General features: G+C 59.2%; 12 protein-coding genes and 3 pseudogenes. 10 read left to right on the forward strand and 5 right to left on the reverse strand.

The annotated features are described in order from the left end of the window. Nucleotides 1–8 precede the first annotated feature (8 nt). From V1289_RS25450 to V1289_RS25460, 3 genes are all read right to left on the reverse strand, one after another. On the reverse strand, nt 9–1,037 hold the full coding sequence (locus tag V1289_RS25450) for an agmatinase (RefSeq protein WP_334399814.1): 1,029 nt from the start codon (nt 1,035–1,037) through the stop codon (nt 9–11). Continuing rightward, nucleotides 1,034–1,717 carry a winged helix-turn-helix domain-containing protein gene (locus V1289_RS25455; RefSeq protein ID WP_334399816.1) on the reverse strand — a complete coding sequence of 228 codons (684 nt, stop codon included), beginning with the start codon at nt 1,715–1,717 and terminating at the stop codon, nt 1,034–1,036. Before V1289_RS25455 ends, V1289_RS25450 begins: the two co-directional genes overlap by 4 nt. Before the next feature lie 219 nt (nt 1,718–1,936). Next, entirely contained in the window at nt 1,937–2,578 is a 642-nt protein-coding gene (locus tag V1289_RS25460; protein WP_334399818.1) for a glutathione S-transferase family protein, read from the reverse strand. Between the two features lie 2,019 nt (nt 2,579–4,597). On the opposite strand from V1289_RS25460, the gene V1289_RS25465 reads away from it, so the two are divergent. The 5 genes and pseudogenes from V1289_RS25465 (at nt 4,598) to V1289_RS25485 (ending at nt 10,329) form a co-directional block, all read left to right on the forward strand. After that, nucleotides 4,598–7,309 carry a PAS domain-containing protein gene (locus tag V1289_RS25465; RefSeq protein WP_334399820.1) on the forward strand — a complete coding sequence of 904 codons (2,712 nt, stop codon included), beginning with the start codon at nt 4,598–4,600 and terminating at the stop codon, nt 7,307–7,309. Continuing rightward, a complete protein-coding gene (locus V1289_RS25470) occupies nt 7,306–7,965 on the forward strand; it encodes a response regulator transcription factor (protein ID WP_334399822.1) in 660 nt (219 codons plus the stop codon). Before V1289_RS25465 ends, V1289_RS25470 begins: the two co-directional genes overlap by 4 nt. A gap of 227 nt (nt 7,966–8,192) precedes the next feature. After that, nucleotides 8,193–9,429, forward strand: a pseudogene (locus tag V1289_RS25475) (molybdopterin-dependent oxidoreductase). 13 nt (nt 9,430–9,442) lie between these two features. Next, nucleotides 9,443–9,775 (forward strand): cytochrome c, encoded by a 333-nt coding sequence (locus V1289_RS25480; protein WP_309181500.1) that lies wholly within the window; start codon nt 9,443–9,445, stop codon nt 9,773–9,775. A 164-nt stretch (nt 9,776–9,939) separates the two neighbouring features. Then, nucleotides 9,940–10,329, forward strand: a complete 390-nt coding sequence (locus V1289_RS25485) for a response regulator transcription factor (RefSeq protein WP_309181501.1) — start codon at nt 9,940–9,942, stop codon at nt 10,327–10,329. Between the two features lie 103 nt (nt 10,330–10,432). On the opposite strand, the gene tetH is transcribed toward V1289_RS25485, so the two are convergent. After that, on the reverse strand, nt 10,433–11,290 hold the full coding sequence (tetH, locus tag V1289_RS25490; protein ID WP_334399824.1) for a thiosulfate dehydrogenase: 858 nt from the start codon (nt 11,288–11,290) through the stop codon (nt 10,433–10,435). Nucleotides 11,291–11,413: 123 nt separating this feature from the next. Here tetH and V1289_RS25495 point away from each other — a divergent pair, with 123 nt between their 5' ends. Further along, nucleotides 11,414–11,674 carry a hypothetical protein gene (locus tag V1289_RS25495; RefSeq protein WP_334399826.1) on the forward strand — a complete coding sequence of 87 codons (261 nt, stop codon included), beginning with the start codon at nt 11,414–11,416 and terminating at the stop codon, nt 11,672–11,674. Nucleotides 11,675–11,847: 173 nt separating this feature from the next. Here V1289_RS25495 and V1289_RS25500 read toward each other — a convergent pair whose 3' ends face one another. Then, nucleotides 11,848–12,762, reverse strand: a complete 915-nt coding sequence (locus tag V1289_RS25500) for an AraC family transcriptional regulator (protein WP_334399828.1) — start codon at nt 12,760–12,762, stop codon at nt 11,848–11,850. 320 nt (nt 12,763–13,082) lie between these two features. Here V1289_RS25500 and V1289_RS25505 point away from each other — a divergent pair, with 320 nt between their 5' ends. The 4 genes and pseudogenes from V1289_RS25505 to cydB all read left to right on the forward strand — a co-directional run bounded on the left by V1289_RS25505 (nt 13,083) and on the right by cydB (nt 16,756). Then, nucleotides 13,083–14,108, forward strand: coding sequence for an NAD(P)-dependent oxidoreductase (locus V1289_RS25505; protein ID WP_334399830.1), 1,026 nt, complete (start codon nt 13,083–13,085; stop codon nt 14,106–14,108). Then, nucleotides 14,017–15,195, forward strand: coding sequence for an aldo/keto reductase (locus tag V1289_RS25510; protein WP_334399832.1), 1,179 nt, complete (start codon nt 14,017–14,019; stop codon nt 15,193–15,195). Before V1289_RS25505 ends, V1289_RS25510 begins: the two co-directional genes overlap by 92 nt. 218 nt (nt 15,196–15,413) lie before the next feature. Beyond that, a pseudogene (locus V1289_RS49835) lies at nt 15,414–15,557 on the forward strand (cytochrome ubiquinol oxidase subunit I); the annotation flags it as partial. Nucleotides 15,558–15,766: 209 nt separating this feature from the next. Continuing rightward, nucleotides 15,767–16,756, forward strand: a pseudogene (cydB, locus tag V1289_RS25520) (cytochrome d ubiquinol oxidase subunit II). Nucleotides 16,757–16,829 lie beyond the last annotated feature (73 nt).

A 16,829-nucleotide genomic window follows, 5' to 3' on the forward strand; every position in this document is an offset into this window, starting at 1 on the left:
TCCTTGGGTTACGGTTGAACGGGTTGCAGAAATGATTGCGCTGCGGCCCGGGGCTGCCTGCCGCGTCGCTTGGCACGTTCGTGAAAAATGGATCCGATGAAGTCGAGGCTGGTTCGTGCGGCCAGCAGCGAGGTGATCCCGGAAGGATCGTAAGGCGGCGAAACCTCGACAAAATCGGCGCCGACGACCTCGAACCGTCGGGCGACCTCGCGGAGAATGTCCTTGCCCTCGTAGTAGCTGAAGCCGCCGTGGCTGATCGTGGCCGTTCCCGGTGCGATCGACGGATCGAAGCTGTCGATGTCGATCGAGACATAGACGCGCTCGCCGTCGGGAATGTGCGCGAGAGACGCGGCGACGCCCTGGGCCCGGAGCTTGCGCAAGGGCACGACGTGCGTGCCATAAGCCTTTGCCGCTTCCCAATCCTTCCGGCTCACCGCGGCCATGTTGTGCGGTCCAAGCGTGGTGATGCCCTTAACATGCCGCATCTCGGACGCCCGTCGCATCGGGCTGCCGTGGCCCCAGGTGATGCCGTTGCGCTCGTCGATGAAATCGAAATGCGCATCCAGATGGACAATGTGGATCGGCTTCTCGTTCGAGAACGCGGCGACAGTCGCCATCGTGATCGCGTGGTCGCCGCCCAGGATATAAGGCATCGTTTTGGCGTCGAGCAGGGCGCGCACGGCCTGCTCGGCGTTGGCCAGGCTGCGCTTTGTGTCAGCGTAGATCACGTCGCTGTCGCCGGCGTCGACGATCTTTACTTCGGCGGGGGTCAGGTAGGTGACTTCGTCCTCGAAATCGAACACTCCCTCCGTCCCGAAGCCGTGAAACATCGAAACCTCGCGGATGGCGCGCGGCCCGAAACGTGTTCCAACCCGATAGCTCGATGCTGTGTCGATCGGGATCCCGAGGACGGCGACGTCGGCTCCGTCGAGCTTATCCCAGTCGGGGCAAGCCGGTTGGCGAGCGAAGGTTGCAAGACCGACGAAGGGCAAGTCCATCCGGTCGGGTGTGTTGCGGCTGGTGTTATCGGCGGTCATTGCGGCATCCCTTCCAAGAGCCTCTGCGATCTGTCTTCGACGTCCGGATTGCTTGATCGTTCGGCAGGTTTCGGCGGTGAACCCCGCGACAGGGGAGTCGCACTGAGAACAAAGCCGGCGCCGCGCACGTTGCGGATCATGGGGAACTCATTCGACCCGTCGACCTTGCGACGCAGCCGGCCCATGTGAACATCGACAAGGTTCGTTTCGGGGACGAATTTATAGTTCCATACTTCCTTCAGGAGAGTTTCCCGCGTCAGCAACTTGTCGTTCCGTTGCATCATGTACTTTAGCAACTGAAATTCGCGCGGTCGTAGATCAATCTTACGATCGCCGCGCTTCGCAGCTCGATCCATCAGATCGAGCTCCAGTGATCCCACGCGCAGCACGGTTTCGTTTAACCGCGCTTGCAGCCGGACCAAAGGTTCTCCGCTCGATATCAATTCAACTGTCGCGAGCGGCTGCGTGCAGGTCGCCTCCTCTCGGAGAGGCGTTCCGCGCATCCGGTCAACCATCTTCTCAAGCGTGATCGACAGCAGCGAACGAATGTCGGCGCCATTGGAGACAAGATCGGATCGCACTTCAACGGGCACATCGTTGAGGCGGAAACGAACCAGAATGGGCAAGCCGTCGACATCGGCCAGCAGCTCCGACGTTTCATCCTGCAACGCAGGCGGCATCTGCGTGCCCCGAGCAGAGCCTCGATGCTGTCCAAGTCTGGTTGGTGAACCTAGCAAATGTATTGAGGCTGATCTCAGCTCCGAAGTCCTCGAATCGGCACTGATGAATACCGAATTCATCCGATCGGGTTTGTTGCGGCTGGTGCTATGAGCTCTCATTGCAGTGTCCTTTTCACCGACCGCGCGGATTCGTCTCCGGCGGCCGGATTGGTTGATTGTTCAGCAGATCTCGTCGGTGATTCCTTCTTGCTCGTAGGCGCGGCGAACCGAGTGGAGGCTCGTCACCCCGTCGAGCAGCTTTGAGATGCTGGGACGCGAACGCGGCGGCTGAGCCATCGGGCGAGCCCAACGCGAGAGCATGACCAGATAGAAATCGACGGCGCTGAGCCTTTTGCCGAGAAACAGCGGGCCGTTAGCCTTGAGATGATCTTCGATAATGTCGAGAAACCGGCTGGCGCGCACTTCGGCGCCGCGCTTGACGACGCCGGCCGCGGAGGCATCCTTGCCGGCCAGACGATCCGGATATTGCCAGATCATCAGTTCCTCCTGCAGGGAGTTCGTCAGGAAGGTCAGCCACTGGTAAAACTTGGCGCGCTCAGGCGTTCCGACCTGAGGGGCGAGCCCTGCGTCAGCATGCTGATCGACGAGATGGAGCACGATAGCGGCGGCTTCGGACATGATCAGTTGGCCGTCAACCAAAGTGGGGATCCGTCCGTTCGGATTGATCTTGAGATATTCCCTGGACTTCTGGGCGTTCTTGGCTCGATCAACGAGGACGAGGTCATATGGGACTCCGATCTCTTCGAGCAGCATGTGCGGCGCAGCGTTGGCATTCGCTGGGTAATAGTGCAGCTGGTACATCGACAGCTTCCTGGTTGGTGTTTCACTGCACCAGCAAATAAATCGATGTGACGTCGGCCACAACGCTCGGTATCCGACGATTCCGGCCAAAGGCCCGGCTTATTTGGCCGCGGAGGGGTCATGATGCTCGCGCCTGATTTTCGAGAAGCAAGACGGCGCATTTGCAGTGATCCGCGTAGCAATCGTGATCACAGTAGACGAGGTGCGTCCCGATTTCTCGCAGGTAGCCTGCTCCGATTGGCTGATCGCACATCACACAGGAGGATTGCGGGCGGGGCGTCCGGCCATTCACCAAGATGAATCTCACCTGGCGCCTCCCAGCACGCAGCAAAGACGGCTCCCGAGGATGAGTTTGCATAAGAGTTTCACTGCGTAAGCTCCCTGCTCCGGAATCCCGAACTTTGGAAAATTGCCGCGGGAGTTTCGCCGCGACCGTTGTCAGGCAGCGTGGAGTTGACGTAACCATCTGCGGTCGCCGTCCTGGCGTGTCTTGAAGCGGACAGCGCACTTTCTTGAACAGAGGGCAGTTCGCCAGCAGTAGTACCGAACGAGGCCAAACTTTCCGTCGCAGATCGCGCAACGCTTGGCTTCGCAGTTCCAGCGATATTGGGGAATGTTGCGCATTGTTGCCTCCTGTGGGCTTTGCGTGGGTAATGGTTTGTGCTCACGTCGCGTTGGCCGTCGTAGGTCGCGCAGACGTGAAGAACACCTTCGGGGTCGTAATGGCCTGCCAAATCTCGCTGCGTAAAGGGAGATCGGGCGCAGAGCTTGACCCTCATCTGCGGGCCCCCAAGGCGACGTAGCAGGCGTTCTTTGCCGTGACAGGCGGATACAACGTGATCCCGCCGATCGGGCTCGTTACGGTTGCGTTCGGTCTCTTGGGCCGGGATCGTTGACATGTTGTCGCCTGCAATCGGCTGTTCCGATTAGCAGCGAGACTAAGAGGATTGAGACTGCCGGCTCAATCGTACGTGGGTACGCGTACGCTATAGAACCGGATCGGGGGATCTATACGGAGGTTTATGGTGGTGTTCGCCGCTGGGACCCGACTTCCCGGGACGTCAGCGGCGAACACCACGTAACTCGAAGGAGAGCGCCGTTCGTCACACGCGGCGAATGACAGATGGCCAGGTCTTGCAAGACTCAGCCGCGCGGTGTTTCTGCTCTGCAGCACTCGGCGATCCGCCTGTAGGCCATCGCCCAATTGGATAGTTGGGGAATTCCGACAGGTTAGCATCGGGCCAATCGATCAACGGACGCCTGCTCGTGTGCCAGTTAGCGTAATTCCGGTTGGGCAGCGACTGGCGATCTGACGTAACACTCGATTAGCCGGTCGAAGTCAGAACGCACTCTTGTATCGCGCGAGCGCGCTTGGGCTACCATAGACCCACATGGGCTCGTCGCATTGGCTTGGGCCGTGGTCGGTCATGCAGGCAGCGCTCCAGGGAGGAGCTGCGACCTCGCGGCCCGCGCTTCCGTATGCTTGCGGCAAAGAGCGATGTTCGTTCGTTCGCGCTTGAGCTGTAGCTGACACCGCCAGCGACAGCAGCGATGCTGCCAGTAAGTATCTCATCTTCATCGTTCGGCTCCTTGATTGTGGGTCTGAAGCGACCGTTGGATCGAGGTCGCTCGCGTCGATTGTGCGTAGGCAACCGATCAGAGTGCGCTCCAGGGGCCGGAATTGCCTGGGCGAGATTGCGGCGTTTGGTTCGATTTTGCGCAGATTTGTCCAGAGTTTCGAGCACCTTCGGCCCGGGAACCACCAATGCCGCGCCGCGGCGGAGGCAATCGAATTGCCAAATTTCCTCAAAATCCTCTAATCTTGCCCGGAGGCGCGGGACGCTCTGGAAATGATGCGCAGCCGGATCACAAATGTCTCGAATTGAGCCCACCAAACCCGTCGGCTTGGGCATGGTCGGCCGTTGGATTGTGGAAGCTCACGAGGGTTGGGCAGGGCGTCGTTATATGCCTCGGCGGCGGCCAGTAGTCTCACTACGCGAAGCGGGACGGGCAAGGAAAATGACCAAACCCAATCTCTCTCACTGGCCGACATTCCCCACGGTCTCTCACTACGCAATGGCGGTCCTGTCAGTCGCCGTGGCGATAATTGCTGCGGAGATCATGACACGTTTACTGAATACTGAACCCATCGCGTTGTCGATGCTCTGCGCTGTCATTTTCGCCGCATGGTTTGGTGGCTTCAGCCCGGCATTGTTGGCGATCGCACTCGCCGTTCTGGCATTCCACTATTATCTGTTGCCTCCAATCAATTCATTCACCTGGAAGCACAACTTGCTCGCGGGAGGTGTTTCGGAAGTTTCGCGTCTGATTTTGTTTTCCATTACGTCTCTCTTTATTGCATTCATGGTTTCGGCGCAGAAAGAAGCGACAGAAGCCCTCCGGCGTTCCAGCGGTGACCTGCAAGCAGCGGTGGAGGACCAGAAGCGGATTGAGGCTGCGCTGCTTCAGAGCGAAATGCATTTGACCGAAGCGCAGAGATTGAGCCGTACCGGCAGTTTTGGATGGAATGTCTCAAGCGGAGAAATCTTCTGGTCAGACGAAACCTTCCGAATCTTCCAGTCCGACCACGCGACGAAACCGACCGTGGAATTGATCGTCCAGCGCACCCATCCGGAAGATCGCGCCGCCGTGCAACAGACCATTGATCAAGCTTCCATCGATGGAAAGGATTTCGACCACGAATATCGATTGTTGATGCCGGATGGCTCGGTCAAACACGTCCACGCCGTGGCTCGCGCGGCGCGGGATGCGTCGGGTGGCGTCGAGTTTCGAGGGGCAGTGACGGATGTTACGTTTGCAAAGGAAACCGAACGGAAACTGCGACGCAGCGAGGCCTATTTGGCCGAATCCGAGCGTTTGAGTCGCACAGGCAGTTGGGCGTGGGATGTGCGGCGGCGAGAGTTCGTGTTTCGGTCTCCCGAAGCGCACCGCCTGTTGGGACTCGATCCGGAAAGGGACGCTGCACCAGCGCAACCCCTATGGGATTGCGTTCACCGCGAAGACAGGGACCGGGTTATCGAAATGGTGCGGCAGGCTCTCCGAGAGAAAACGGACTTCGAAGGCGACTATCGCATCGTTCTTCCGGACGGTTCGACAAGATACGTGCATGCCGTGGGACATCCAGTTCTCAGTGATGACGGTGAAGTGACTGAGTTGGTTGGTACGCACGTCGATGTCACCGAGCAGCACCTCGCAAAGGTGGCGCTGCAAGAAGCCGTTGACGAAATCAAGAAATCCGAAGACCGCCTTCGACTGGTCATCGACACCATCCCGACGCTGGTCTGGCGCGCTGGACCCGAGGGGATCCCCGATTTCCTTAATCAACCGGCCCTGGACTATACCGGCATCTCATTGGACCAGGCCACGACTGCCTGGCCTCGCGCGTTTCATCCCGACGACAGGAAGGGAATGTTGCGGAAGTGGAGCGCCATACGGGATTCCGGTATACGTGGCGAGCTTGAAGCCCGGCTCCGGCGTTTCGATGGCGAATATCGCTGGTTTTTGTTTCAGGCCGAGCCGCTGCGCGATCAGTCGGGCAACATTGCTAAATGGTACGGCTCGTCAACCGACATCGAGGACCGCAAGCGAGCCGAGGAAGAATTGCGGCGAAGCGAGGCCAAATTGACCGAAGCACAGCGAGTGAGCCAGACCGGCAGCTTCGGCTGGAATGTCTCAAGCGGAGAACGCTTCGGATCCAAGGAATTTTTCAGAATCCTTGGATACGAAGATTCGCGTTCCGTCACCTTCGACATGGTTCTTCAACGCGTCCATCCGGAAGATCGTGCTTTTGTGGAGCAAACGATCGACCGCGCATCCCGCGACGGAAAGGACGCCCAATACGAACATCGATTGCTGATGCCTGATGGTTCAGTCAAACATGTCAATGTCGTCGCTCATGCCGCCAGGGATCAAGCGGGTCAACTGGAATTTATTGGGGCGATGGTGGATGTCACTTCGACCAGACGGGCCGAAGAGAAGCTGCACAACACGCAGGCGGAACTCGCGCATGTGGCACGCGTCACCGCGCTGGGCGAATTGACGGCCTCCATCGCCCATGAGGTGAATCAGCCGCTTGCCGCCGTCGTCGCCAACGCGGACGCATGCCTGCGCTGGCTCGATCGCGAAACTCCCGATTTGGTCGCCGCACGCCGTTCGGCGGAATGGGTCATAGACGATGCCAGCCGGGCGAGCGAGGTGGTCCGGCGTGTCCGCGCGCTCGCGAACAAGACCGACATTGAGAAGGTGCCGCTCGACCTCAATAACGTCATCAGGGAGGTCATCGCGCTGGTACAGCGTGAGCTGAGCAGCCATCGGGTATCCTTGCGAATGGAATTGGAACCGACCCTGCCCAAGATCCTTGGTGATCGAGTCCAGCTACAGCAGGTGATTATCAACCTGGTGATGAACGGTATTGAGGCAATGCAGCCGGTCACGGATCGGCCGCGCGAATTGGTGGTCCGATCAGGCCGGGACGAGACAGACCAAGTGCTCTTGAGCGTAACAGATGGCGGCGTCGGGATCTCGGCCGAGAACGCAAACCGGCTCTTCAACGCCTTCTTCACCACCAAAGCCAGCGGCCTGGGAATGGGGCTCTCGATCTGCCGTTCGATCGTGGAAGCTCACGGGGGACGTCTGTCAGTTTCCGGCAATGAAGGGCCCGGTGCGACGTTTCAATTCGTCCTGCCCTTGCATCAAGAGGATGCGTTATGACCGAGCGGGCCAAATCATCGCATGAACCCGGTGACGCCAAGGAACCGATCGTTATCGTCATCGACGACGATGCATCGATGCGCAGGGCGCTGACCAATCTTTTTCAATCCGTGGGATTGGCGGTCGAGGTGTTCGGTTCGGCGTCCGAAATGTTGCAAGCCAAGCTTCCAGATGTCGCCAGCTGCCTTGTCCTTGACATCAGGTTGCCCGGATTGAGCGGGCTGGACTTTCAAACCGAACTGGCAAAGGCGAACATTCAGATTCCGATCATCTTCATGACCGGCCATGGAGACGTTCCTATGACCGTCAGGGCCATGAAGGGTGGAGCGGTTGATTTTCTGACCAAACCGCTTCGCGACCAGGACATGCTGGACGCTGTGATGACGGCGATTGAACGGGATCGCAAGAGGCGCGAAGCAGACAGGATTGTAGCGAACTTGCGGGCACATTTTGAAGCCTTGACCCCTCGCGAGCGGGAAATTCTGGCATTGGTATCGACGGGCCTCTTGAACAAACAGATAGCCGCCGAACTCGGACTGGCCGAGATTACCGTGAAGATCCATCGGGGACACGTTATGAGGAAGATGGGTGCGAAATCGCTGGCCGATTTGCTGAAAAAGGCCGAAACGCTGGGAATTAGCCGCTCCAAGCGCTAGTGCATTTTTGGGGGCGCCGGCGAAGGCGGCCTCCGGACGCGGACAGCCGGGCTAAACTAAAGTATGAGGAGCCCAAACCAACATGACGTTCAGGCCAACTCTTGTAGGTCGAGCCGTTCGCACCAAATAGGCGTATCAACCAAGACCTGATGAACGAGCCGATCCGCCGACGCTTCTCGGCCGCACGATTGGTCTTCGGTTCGCGACAAACACCCGGGAGGATTTCAATGGCGGAGAAGGGCGCTTTCCAACGCTTGATTTCGCGAAGGCGACTGCTTGCCGAAGCAAGCGCGGCAGCCGCGGTTCTCTCACGGCCAGCATGGGCGCAAAAGATGATTAGTCTTCCGCTGCCCGGCGGTCCCGGAGCGCGGGAGGTCACGACCGCCTTTCCGCAGAAGGGACCGATGATCCTGCAGCGGACTCGTCCCCCGCTGCTGGAAACTCCCTTTGAGGTGTTCGACAAGGGTGTCTTTACCCCCAACGATCAGTTCTATGTGCGTTGGCACTGGGCGCTCATCCCGACTGAGATCGACCCCGGCGCGTTCAGGCTGACCGTACGCGGCCATGTGAACCAAACATTGTCGCTATCGCTGAATGATATCCTCCACGGGTTGCCGGGCGTTGAATTGGCCGCGGTGAACCAATGCTCCGGCAACTCGCGCGGCTTCTTCCAGCCTCGCGTGTCCGGGCGGGGAATGGTCGAACGGCGCCATGGGCAATGCGCTCTGGATGGGGGTGCGTCTAAGGGACGTGCTGGATAAGGCCGGCGTGAGGCCGGGCGCCGTGCAGGTGCGATTCAAAGGGCTGGAAGAGCCCGTGGTGGATGATGCGCCGCATTTCATGAAATCGCTCGACATCGACCATGCGCGCGATGGCGAGGTGATGATCGCCTACGCAATGAATGGCGAGCAACTGCCGCTGTTGAATGGATTTCCACTGCGACTGGTCGTGCCCGGCTGGTATGCGACCTATTGGGTCAAGATGCTGAACGATATCGAGGTGCTGAATCAACCCGACGTCAATTATTGGACAAAGGTTGCCTACACCATTCCCGACACGCCGCACGCCAGCATCAAGCCGGGCGAAACAGACGTGCGGATGATTCCGATCAATCGGATGGTCCCCAGATCCTTCGTCACAAACATTGCCTCGGGCAGCAAGGTTAGCGCCACTGCGCCAACGACGTTGCGCGGCATTGCATTCGGCGGCGATTGTGGCGTGGCGACAGTGGATTTCTCAATCGACCGAGGCCAAAGCTGGCATCAGGCGCAACTCGAGAAAGACGAAGGCAAATACGGATTTCGGCGGTGGCAGACCCAATTAACGCTGCCAGTTCCCGGTAAATACGACTTGTTGGTCCGATGCACCAACAGCAACGGCGTGGCACAACCCGACGCGCCAAACTGGAATCCGGCCGGTTTCATGCGCAACGTCACCGAATCGATCGAAGTCGTTGCGGTTTGATGGAGTATGTTCGATGTTGCGCTATTTGCTGCCGATCGCCGTTGTTGTGAGTTTCGGGTCAATTCCTCCCGTCGCGCACGGCGCTCCGCCATTCGAACTGAAGCCCGTCAAGGTCGACCTACCAGACAACAATAGCATGTTTCCAGCCGGCCAGGGTTCGGACGCGATCAACAACAACTGCCTTGCCTGTCACTCGGCTGACATGGTGTTGAACCAGCCCGCGATGTCGAAGCAGTCCTGGGCAGCGGAGGTGAGCAAGATGATCAACAACTATAAGGCTCCGGTAGCCCCGGAAGATGTCGGACCGATCGTCGAGTATTTGGCCGCCCTCAAGGGCGCGAAATAGACGCTGGTCCTTGGTTAATCAAAAGATCGAATGCTTGTGGTTTGCGTACCGGTTTTTGGGGGGCACAAACCTCGGTATGATTTCACAATCCTGCCTGGCGGGCCACTTTTGTGTTGAGGCAGCGCCAAAGCAAGCACCTTGCCACCGTGTCAGGAAGGCCCATCTTGTCAACTCTTTCGGTGATTTCAGTCATTGACGACGATGCATCCGTCCGTACCGCGACCAATAATCTTCTCAGCTCGCATGGATACCTGGTCCATACATTCGCGTCGGCCGAGGAGTTTTTGCAGTCGGCCCGTCTAAGCGACTCGTCATGTGTCATCGCGGATGTGCAGATGCCCGCCATGAGCGGCTTGGATCTTCTGAGCCATATGCGCGCCCAGGGGTACGTCGCGCCGTTTATCTTTATCACGGCTTTTCCCGAAGACAGCGTCCGCGCCCGCGCCCTGAAGGCCGGAGCTATTTGCTTCCTGGCCAAGCCCTTCGCCGGACCCGCCTTGATCAACTGCGTCGAAGCTGCCGTTAATCGACATCCCGGCAGAACCAGCAAGTAGGACGGTCTCGGCGACCACGAACGTGATGCCGTCCTAAGGCGTCGCTGACATGGGTGGGCTCGACGGCCAACACTCGGCCTCGATGCGCAACAGGCAGCCCGTATTACGTTGCGTAGTGAAAACCGACCTGTTGCAACTCGGGCAGCGTGCCAGCGGCCCCTGGAATTAGAACGGCGCCGTCCGCCAGATGGTTGGTCAGTTCCGCGGCAAGCGCGGCATGAGAGAGCTTATCAGGGTTGATGCCGAATTTGATGAGGGCCGCTGCGTGTTCCCAGATTGCATTGTGGCAGGACATGAAAACAACGCCGCGCCGCATCAGTGCAGGGATCGAATTATCGTCACTGGAGAAGGGCCCCGCCGGGTCCTCATAGTTGGCGGAATCGGCGGCCGCCGACTTCCGATCGATGATCGGTGTATTGGTCTTGAACTCGTCGCCGGCCAGGCTCGTGAGCCGGTACTTGTCCCAAATGGCCTGATCGTAGAGCGCAAGCTGCGCCGTACCGTGGGTCACCGAAACGGCGAGAAAATCCGGATGTTTGAACGACCAGATCTGCGAATTGAGCGCGTTGCGCATCAGGTTCAGCCAGGGCCCTCCGATGTCGGTGTTGTCCCACGCCTGCCTTGGCGCAGGCCGATAGGAGAGCACCTCCGTCAATGCTTCGTAATCCCATTGCTCCTGATGGTCTAGGATCATCGGCACGGTTTTGAAATCGCGACGGCGCGGCGCTTGCGCCAGGCGTTTCTTCAATGCGTCAAGGTGGGTGGCACCGGAAGGTATCAACGCGGATTCGACGGTCGCTGTTCCGGACTGAGCCCGGGCCGATGCAAGGCCGATCGCGCTTGTGGCCAGACTCAAAGCCAATGTTCTCAATACACCCCTTCTTCCGGCGACGACATTCACGGCCGCTATCTCCTGCTTGTAGCTATCAGGCAGATAGGCAGCGGGGTTGTTCGACACCATTAAATCTTTTGAGCGAGATCAGTGCGCGAACGTCCGCACCAAAGTGCTTTCTCAAACAGAAGTTACTGGCGCAACTGCAACTGGGTTCCGATGTACCTCACATCATCCTACAAGGAGGCCAAGATGAAACTAGCATTGATTGGCGCCGCCGCCGTTGCTGCGGCAGCTTTCGCAACTCCTGCTCTCGCGCAGGCAATTATCGAAGACCCCGGCTATTGCGCGCAGTTCTACCCCGACGCAAACTGCCAGAATCTGGGAGCGGGCAATCCGTACGATGATGGCGGCAACTACCGCAACTGGCAGAACGGGTACGCCATTATGTCGCATCAAGCGGCCGAACCCGATGCATACCGCTATCATGGCGGACCCAAATCAAACGATTGACAACACAGCCTCGCCCCTTCGAGAGAGCGTCCGAACGCGAACGCAGAGGTGGGGATTTCGCCCACCTGTGACGGCATGGCGGCACAGGAAGCCCCAACTCTGCCTGACAACAGGTTAGTTTGTCCGCCTGGCTATCGCATGCGTTATAGGTGGCGCTGGTTCCCCTTCTGAGTCTAGTCGTCTCGATGACGCCGATATTCGGTCGGCGTAAGTCCTGTGAACCGGCGAAATGCCCTGGTGAATGAACTCGTCTCGCGGAAGCCGATCTGGATGCCGATCTGCGTCACCGAGAGCGATCGCCTCTGCAACAGGCTCCTGGCGCGATCCATCCTCCGGGCCATATGGTAGCGATGCGGAGGCATGCTGAAGGATTGCGTGAAGGCGCGCGCGAAGTGATAGAGACTCAGATCGGCAAGCGCTGCCAGAGCGGCCAATGAAATCTCCTCCGCGAGATGCTCTTCGATGAATTCCACCACGCGTTTCTGCTGCCACACCGGCAAGCCGCCACGCAGTGGCTTGGCCGCAGCGGATGTCGCTCGTTCCAATCGCACGATTTCGTGCATCAGTACGAGGCTCAGGGCCTCCGCATATTCGCGGCTCCATGGGTCGGAATTCCCGACCTCGGCCTTGAGTTTAAGCGCCGTGTCCCAGACCGCTTGATCGAAGAAGAACAGGCGTGGGCTGATCGCAGGGCAGGTGATGCCGGATCTTGGATCAAACAACTGATCCTGCGAATCGATATAGAAATAGGTGACGCGCGTCAGCACCCGCGGCGTCTGCCACCCGTAGAACCGATGCCCGGCCGGCACCAGGCTGAGCTTCCAATTGAATTCGCGCAGGGTCGATTTTGGCAAGCCCTCGATGAGCGTCTCGCCGTCATCTCGTTCCGCGCGTTCGTAAGCGATCAGCAAATGTCTTCGCGCCCGAAAGCCGTATTCGAAAGTCTCGCGCCGGGTAATTCTCACGTTGTCCGCCTGTATTGCGCCCCAAGTCGTTAATCGGCGGCGGGCGATATCAGGCGGCGAAATGTCGACGATCGGTGGGGGTGAGGCACGAAAATCGGAGCGACTAATGCCGACGTCACTCATTCGTTCTCCCGACACTCGCATCCTTGCGCCTTCATGAGAATTGAAGTCAGGGCCTAGACTATGCGGATGGATTGTTGGGACCATTAAATTTGGGTTCAGATAGCTAAATTCGATTTTATTCGCGGCAACAGGCGCGAGCCTCCGGACGGAACATGCACCTTGACGAGTGCCTGGTTGGGCCATCTTCAGGAATCCAAGCAAGAAGGCGTAAGGCGCGGCAAGCTGAGACAAGCGCCGGCCCCGTTCGTCACCAGTTGTTGGCGTGTGTCCGTCGCAAGCCGCGGATCAGACGATGCGGCCGGACCCGGTTAGGAACCTCTATGTCCAAGCACGAACCTTGCTCTCCTTTCGCTCCTGGGGGCACATCCGAAAGTCCCTCCCGCGAGCACTCCGGCGTCTCGAGATCGACCGCTGCCTGCGGGTCGGCGCTGGGAGAAATCGGCTTTGTCGGCCTTGGTCACATGGGAAGGCCGATGGCCGCAAACCTCGCGGCCGCCGGACGACGGGTGATTGCATATGTCCGCCGCTCGGATCAACTCGGTGAACTCGAGGCGCTCGGTCTCAGCCCGACGACGGATATCGGCGACTTGCTCGACTGTGACGTTGTCATCAGCATGTTGCCGGACGACGATGCCGTAAGCGAAGTCGTATTCGGTCGCCGCGACGACGATCTGGATGGTCTGGCCGCGGGTTTAATGCCCGGCGCGATCCACCTGTCGATGAGCACAATTAGCACGGCGGCCGCGTCGGTCCTGGCGAGCGAGCATGCGCGGCACGGGCAGGGTTACGTCGCTGCGCCGGTGTTCGGGAATCCGGATGCCGCCAAGGCGCGCCAGCTGTTCATCGTTGCCGCTGGCGCCCCGGCCGATATCGAGCGTTGCCGGCCGGTCCTCGACAGCCTCGGACAACGGACTTTTACAGTCGGTTCCGACCCAGGAGACGCAAACCTCTTCAAGCTGCTCGGCAATATGATGAGCGCAACGGCACTGGAGATGCTCGGAGAAGTCGTCGCCGTCGTCCGCAAGCGCGGGCTGGATCCGCAGCCGTTCATCGACATTATGACGAGCGCGATGTTCGGTGGGCGCGCGCACAGGATTTATGGCGACAAGATTGCCAAGCAGGTCTACACGCCCGGATTCGTCTTGCCCCTCGTGCTGAAGGATGTGCGCTTGGCGCTCGCGGAGGCAGAGAAGGCCGGCGCTCCGATGCCATCGGTGGGAGTCGTTCGGGACCGGCTGATCTCGGGTATCGCGCGTGGTTACGGCGACCTTGACTGGACCGCCCTCGGGCTTATCGCCGCCGAGGAGGCGGGGCTCTACGCCGTGCCCTCGGTCACTGCCGGTTGAGGTTGGACTTGTCCGCCACCCACAGCCCCAAGGCGCACGCACTCAAGGAAAGAACAGGATCATGGCTCGTCAAGCAGAAGCTCTCAAAATGAACATGGAACGCACCGACATTCAGGGCACGTCGCTCAAGGTGTCGCCTGTCGCTATTGGGACTTGGGCCATCGGCGGGTGGATGTGGGGTGGAACCGACGAAGCTGAATCGATCGCTACCATCCAGGCCGCGTTCGAGCATGGCATCAACATTGTCGACACGGCCCCGGTCTATGGATTCGGCCACTCGGAAGAGATCGTTGGCAGGGCGATCGCCGAAAGCGGGCTGCGCTCGAGCGTGATTATCGCCACCAAGGTCGGACTTCAATGGGAGGGTGGGAGGGTATCTCGCAACGCCAGTCGTGCTCGCATCATGCGGGAGGTCGAAGATTCGTTGCGTCGGCTTCGGACCGATTACATTGACATCTATCAGGTTCATTGGCCCGACCCGCTCATTACGATCGAAGAAACCGCTGATGCAATGCACATGCTGTTCGCGCAAGGGAAAATCCGCGCCATCGGCGTGAGCAATTTTTCGGTCGGCCAGATGGAACGGTTTCGCCGCATTGCGCCGCTGCATGTACTGCAGCCGCCGTACAATTTGTTTGAACGCGGAATCGAGGCCGACCTTCTGCCCTACTGCCAGAAACATGGAATTGCGATGCTGGGATATGGGGCGTTGTGCCGCGGCCTTTTGTCCGGACGGATGCAGGCGAACACGGTTTTCGAGGGCGACGATCTGAGGCGCTCCGACCCGAAGTTCCTAAAACCTCGGTACGCACAATACTTGGCCGCCGTGGGCAAGCTCGACCGCCTCGCGCAACGGTTCGGCAAGCGCGTTATCCACCTGGCGGTCCGCTGGATGCTGGACCAAGGCATCACGACAGCATTGTGGGGGGCGCGTCGTCCCGATCAGTTGCAGCCGGTCGACGAGGTGACTGGCTGGTCGCTCGATCCTTCTGCCAAGGCCGAGATCGATCGGATCCTGCGCGAGACCATCGCCGATCCGGTCGGCCCTGAATTCATGGCGCCGCCCGCACGAAACGTCGCAGCGTGACGCAAAGCGACGCCAAGCAATTGCTGCTCGATGATTCTCTTGATCCGCTCGTCGAAATGCCGGGTTGCCCCACGGTCTGGTTTGAGTTTGAAACCTAACGGCGAATTTAATGGTCCGCGGTTGTCCCGTTGTTACCTTCACATAATGGCCCTCGTCTCCACGATCGACTTTAGGAGCCAGGGTCATCCGGTTATTGCGATGGGGCCAGGAGAATTTCAATGGATATGACGGCGCTTTTCCTGTCGCGAATCCAGTCCGCCTTCACCATCACGTTCCATATCATCTTTCCATCCTTCACGATCGGCCTTGCAGCCTGGCTGACCGTTCTGGAAACGCTTCATCTTAGAACCGGTCGCCACGTTCTACATTTATCGGCTTATCCGCACAGGTCCCCGTGGCAAGCTGTTCGAGACACCACATCTCGCAGTTCCGAACCGGCCGATGTCGCTGGCCGATGAAGAACAAATTCAGGAACCAAGCTACGTCATCGCTGGAGAATAGCCATGTTCATGCTCTGGCTCTCGCTTTTTGCCGCTAGCATTCTGCTCTACGTCATCGCAGGAAGATAACCATGGTCATGTTCTGGGTCTCGCTTTTGGCCATCAGCATTCTGCTTTACGTGCTGCTTGACGGTGTCGATCTCGGCGTCGGCTTGCTGTTCGGATTGGCGACCGGCGAATCCAGGCGTGGCGCGATGCTGAGCGCCGTCGCGCCGATCTGGGACGGCAACGAGACCTGGCTGGTGGTCGCCGCGGTTATCCTGTGGGGAGCGTTTCCTCTCGTCTATGCGACGTTGCTGTCGGCCTTCTATCTTCCTCTCATCGTTATGCTGCTGGGCCTGATCTTGCGCCGCGTAGCATTCGAGTTTCGTTATAAGACTCAACGGCTGCGCTGGGTCTGGGATGTGAGCTTTGCCGGCGGGTCCCTGATCGCGAGTTTCATACAGGGGATGATGGTTGGTGCCCTGGTGGAAGGGCTGCCGTTCACGAACGGCGAATATTCCGGTGGTGACGTCGGCTGACTCACGCCCTTCGCGGTCCTTTGCGGTTTCGGCCTGTGCCTCGGCTATGCGCTTCTCGGCGCCTGCTGGCTGGTCAGAAAATGCGACGCCGAGGTCCGCGACATCGCTCGCCGCCAGATCCCTGTACTCGCGGTCGGCGTGCTGGCGTTCCTCGTGCTTGTCTTTGCTTACGCGCTCACCGAACACCTTCCGATCCTGCATCGTTGGATCGATCGGCCGTATCTGTTCGTATTCCCCGCGGTTGGAGCGGCCGCCGCAACAGTTCTTGCGCTCAGCATCCTGAACCACAATGACTACAGGCCGTTCTATATGGTCGCACTGATCTTTCTATCGGCGTTTGGCACCCTGGCGCTGTCCTTCTGGCCATACATGATCCCCTTCGTCATCACCGTCGACGGAGCCGCCGCGCCGCAGTCCAGCCTCCGGATCATGTTCTGGGGCGGCGCTGCCGTCTTCCCGCTGATGCTGCTCTACACGGTCATCAGCTACGGCGTCTTCCGAGGAAAAGTCCGGGCGACAGCCGGTTACGGACACCATTGAGTGGGACGGCAGGGAAATTATGCTCGGCAACAAGCCCGTGAACGGGTCCAACGGACTCCCCCGTCACGCCTTC

It is taken from the genome of Bradyrhizobium sp. AZCC 2289 (genome assembly GCF_036924615.1).
Lineage (GTDB): Bacteria > Pseudomonadota > Alphaproteobacteria > Rhizobiales > Xanthobacteraceae > Bradyrhizobium.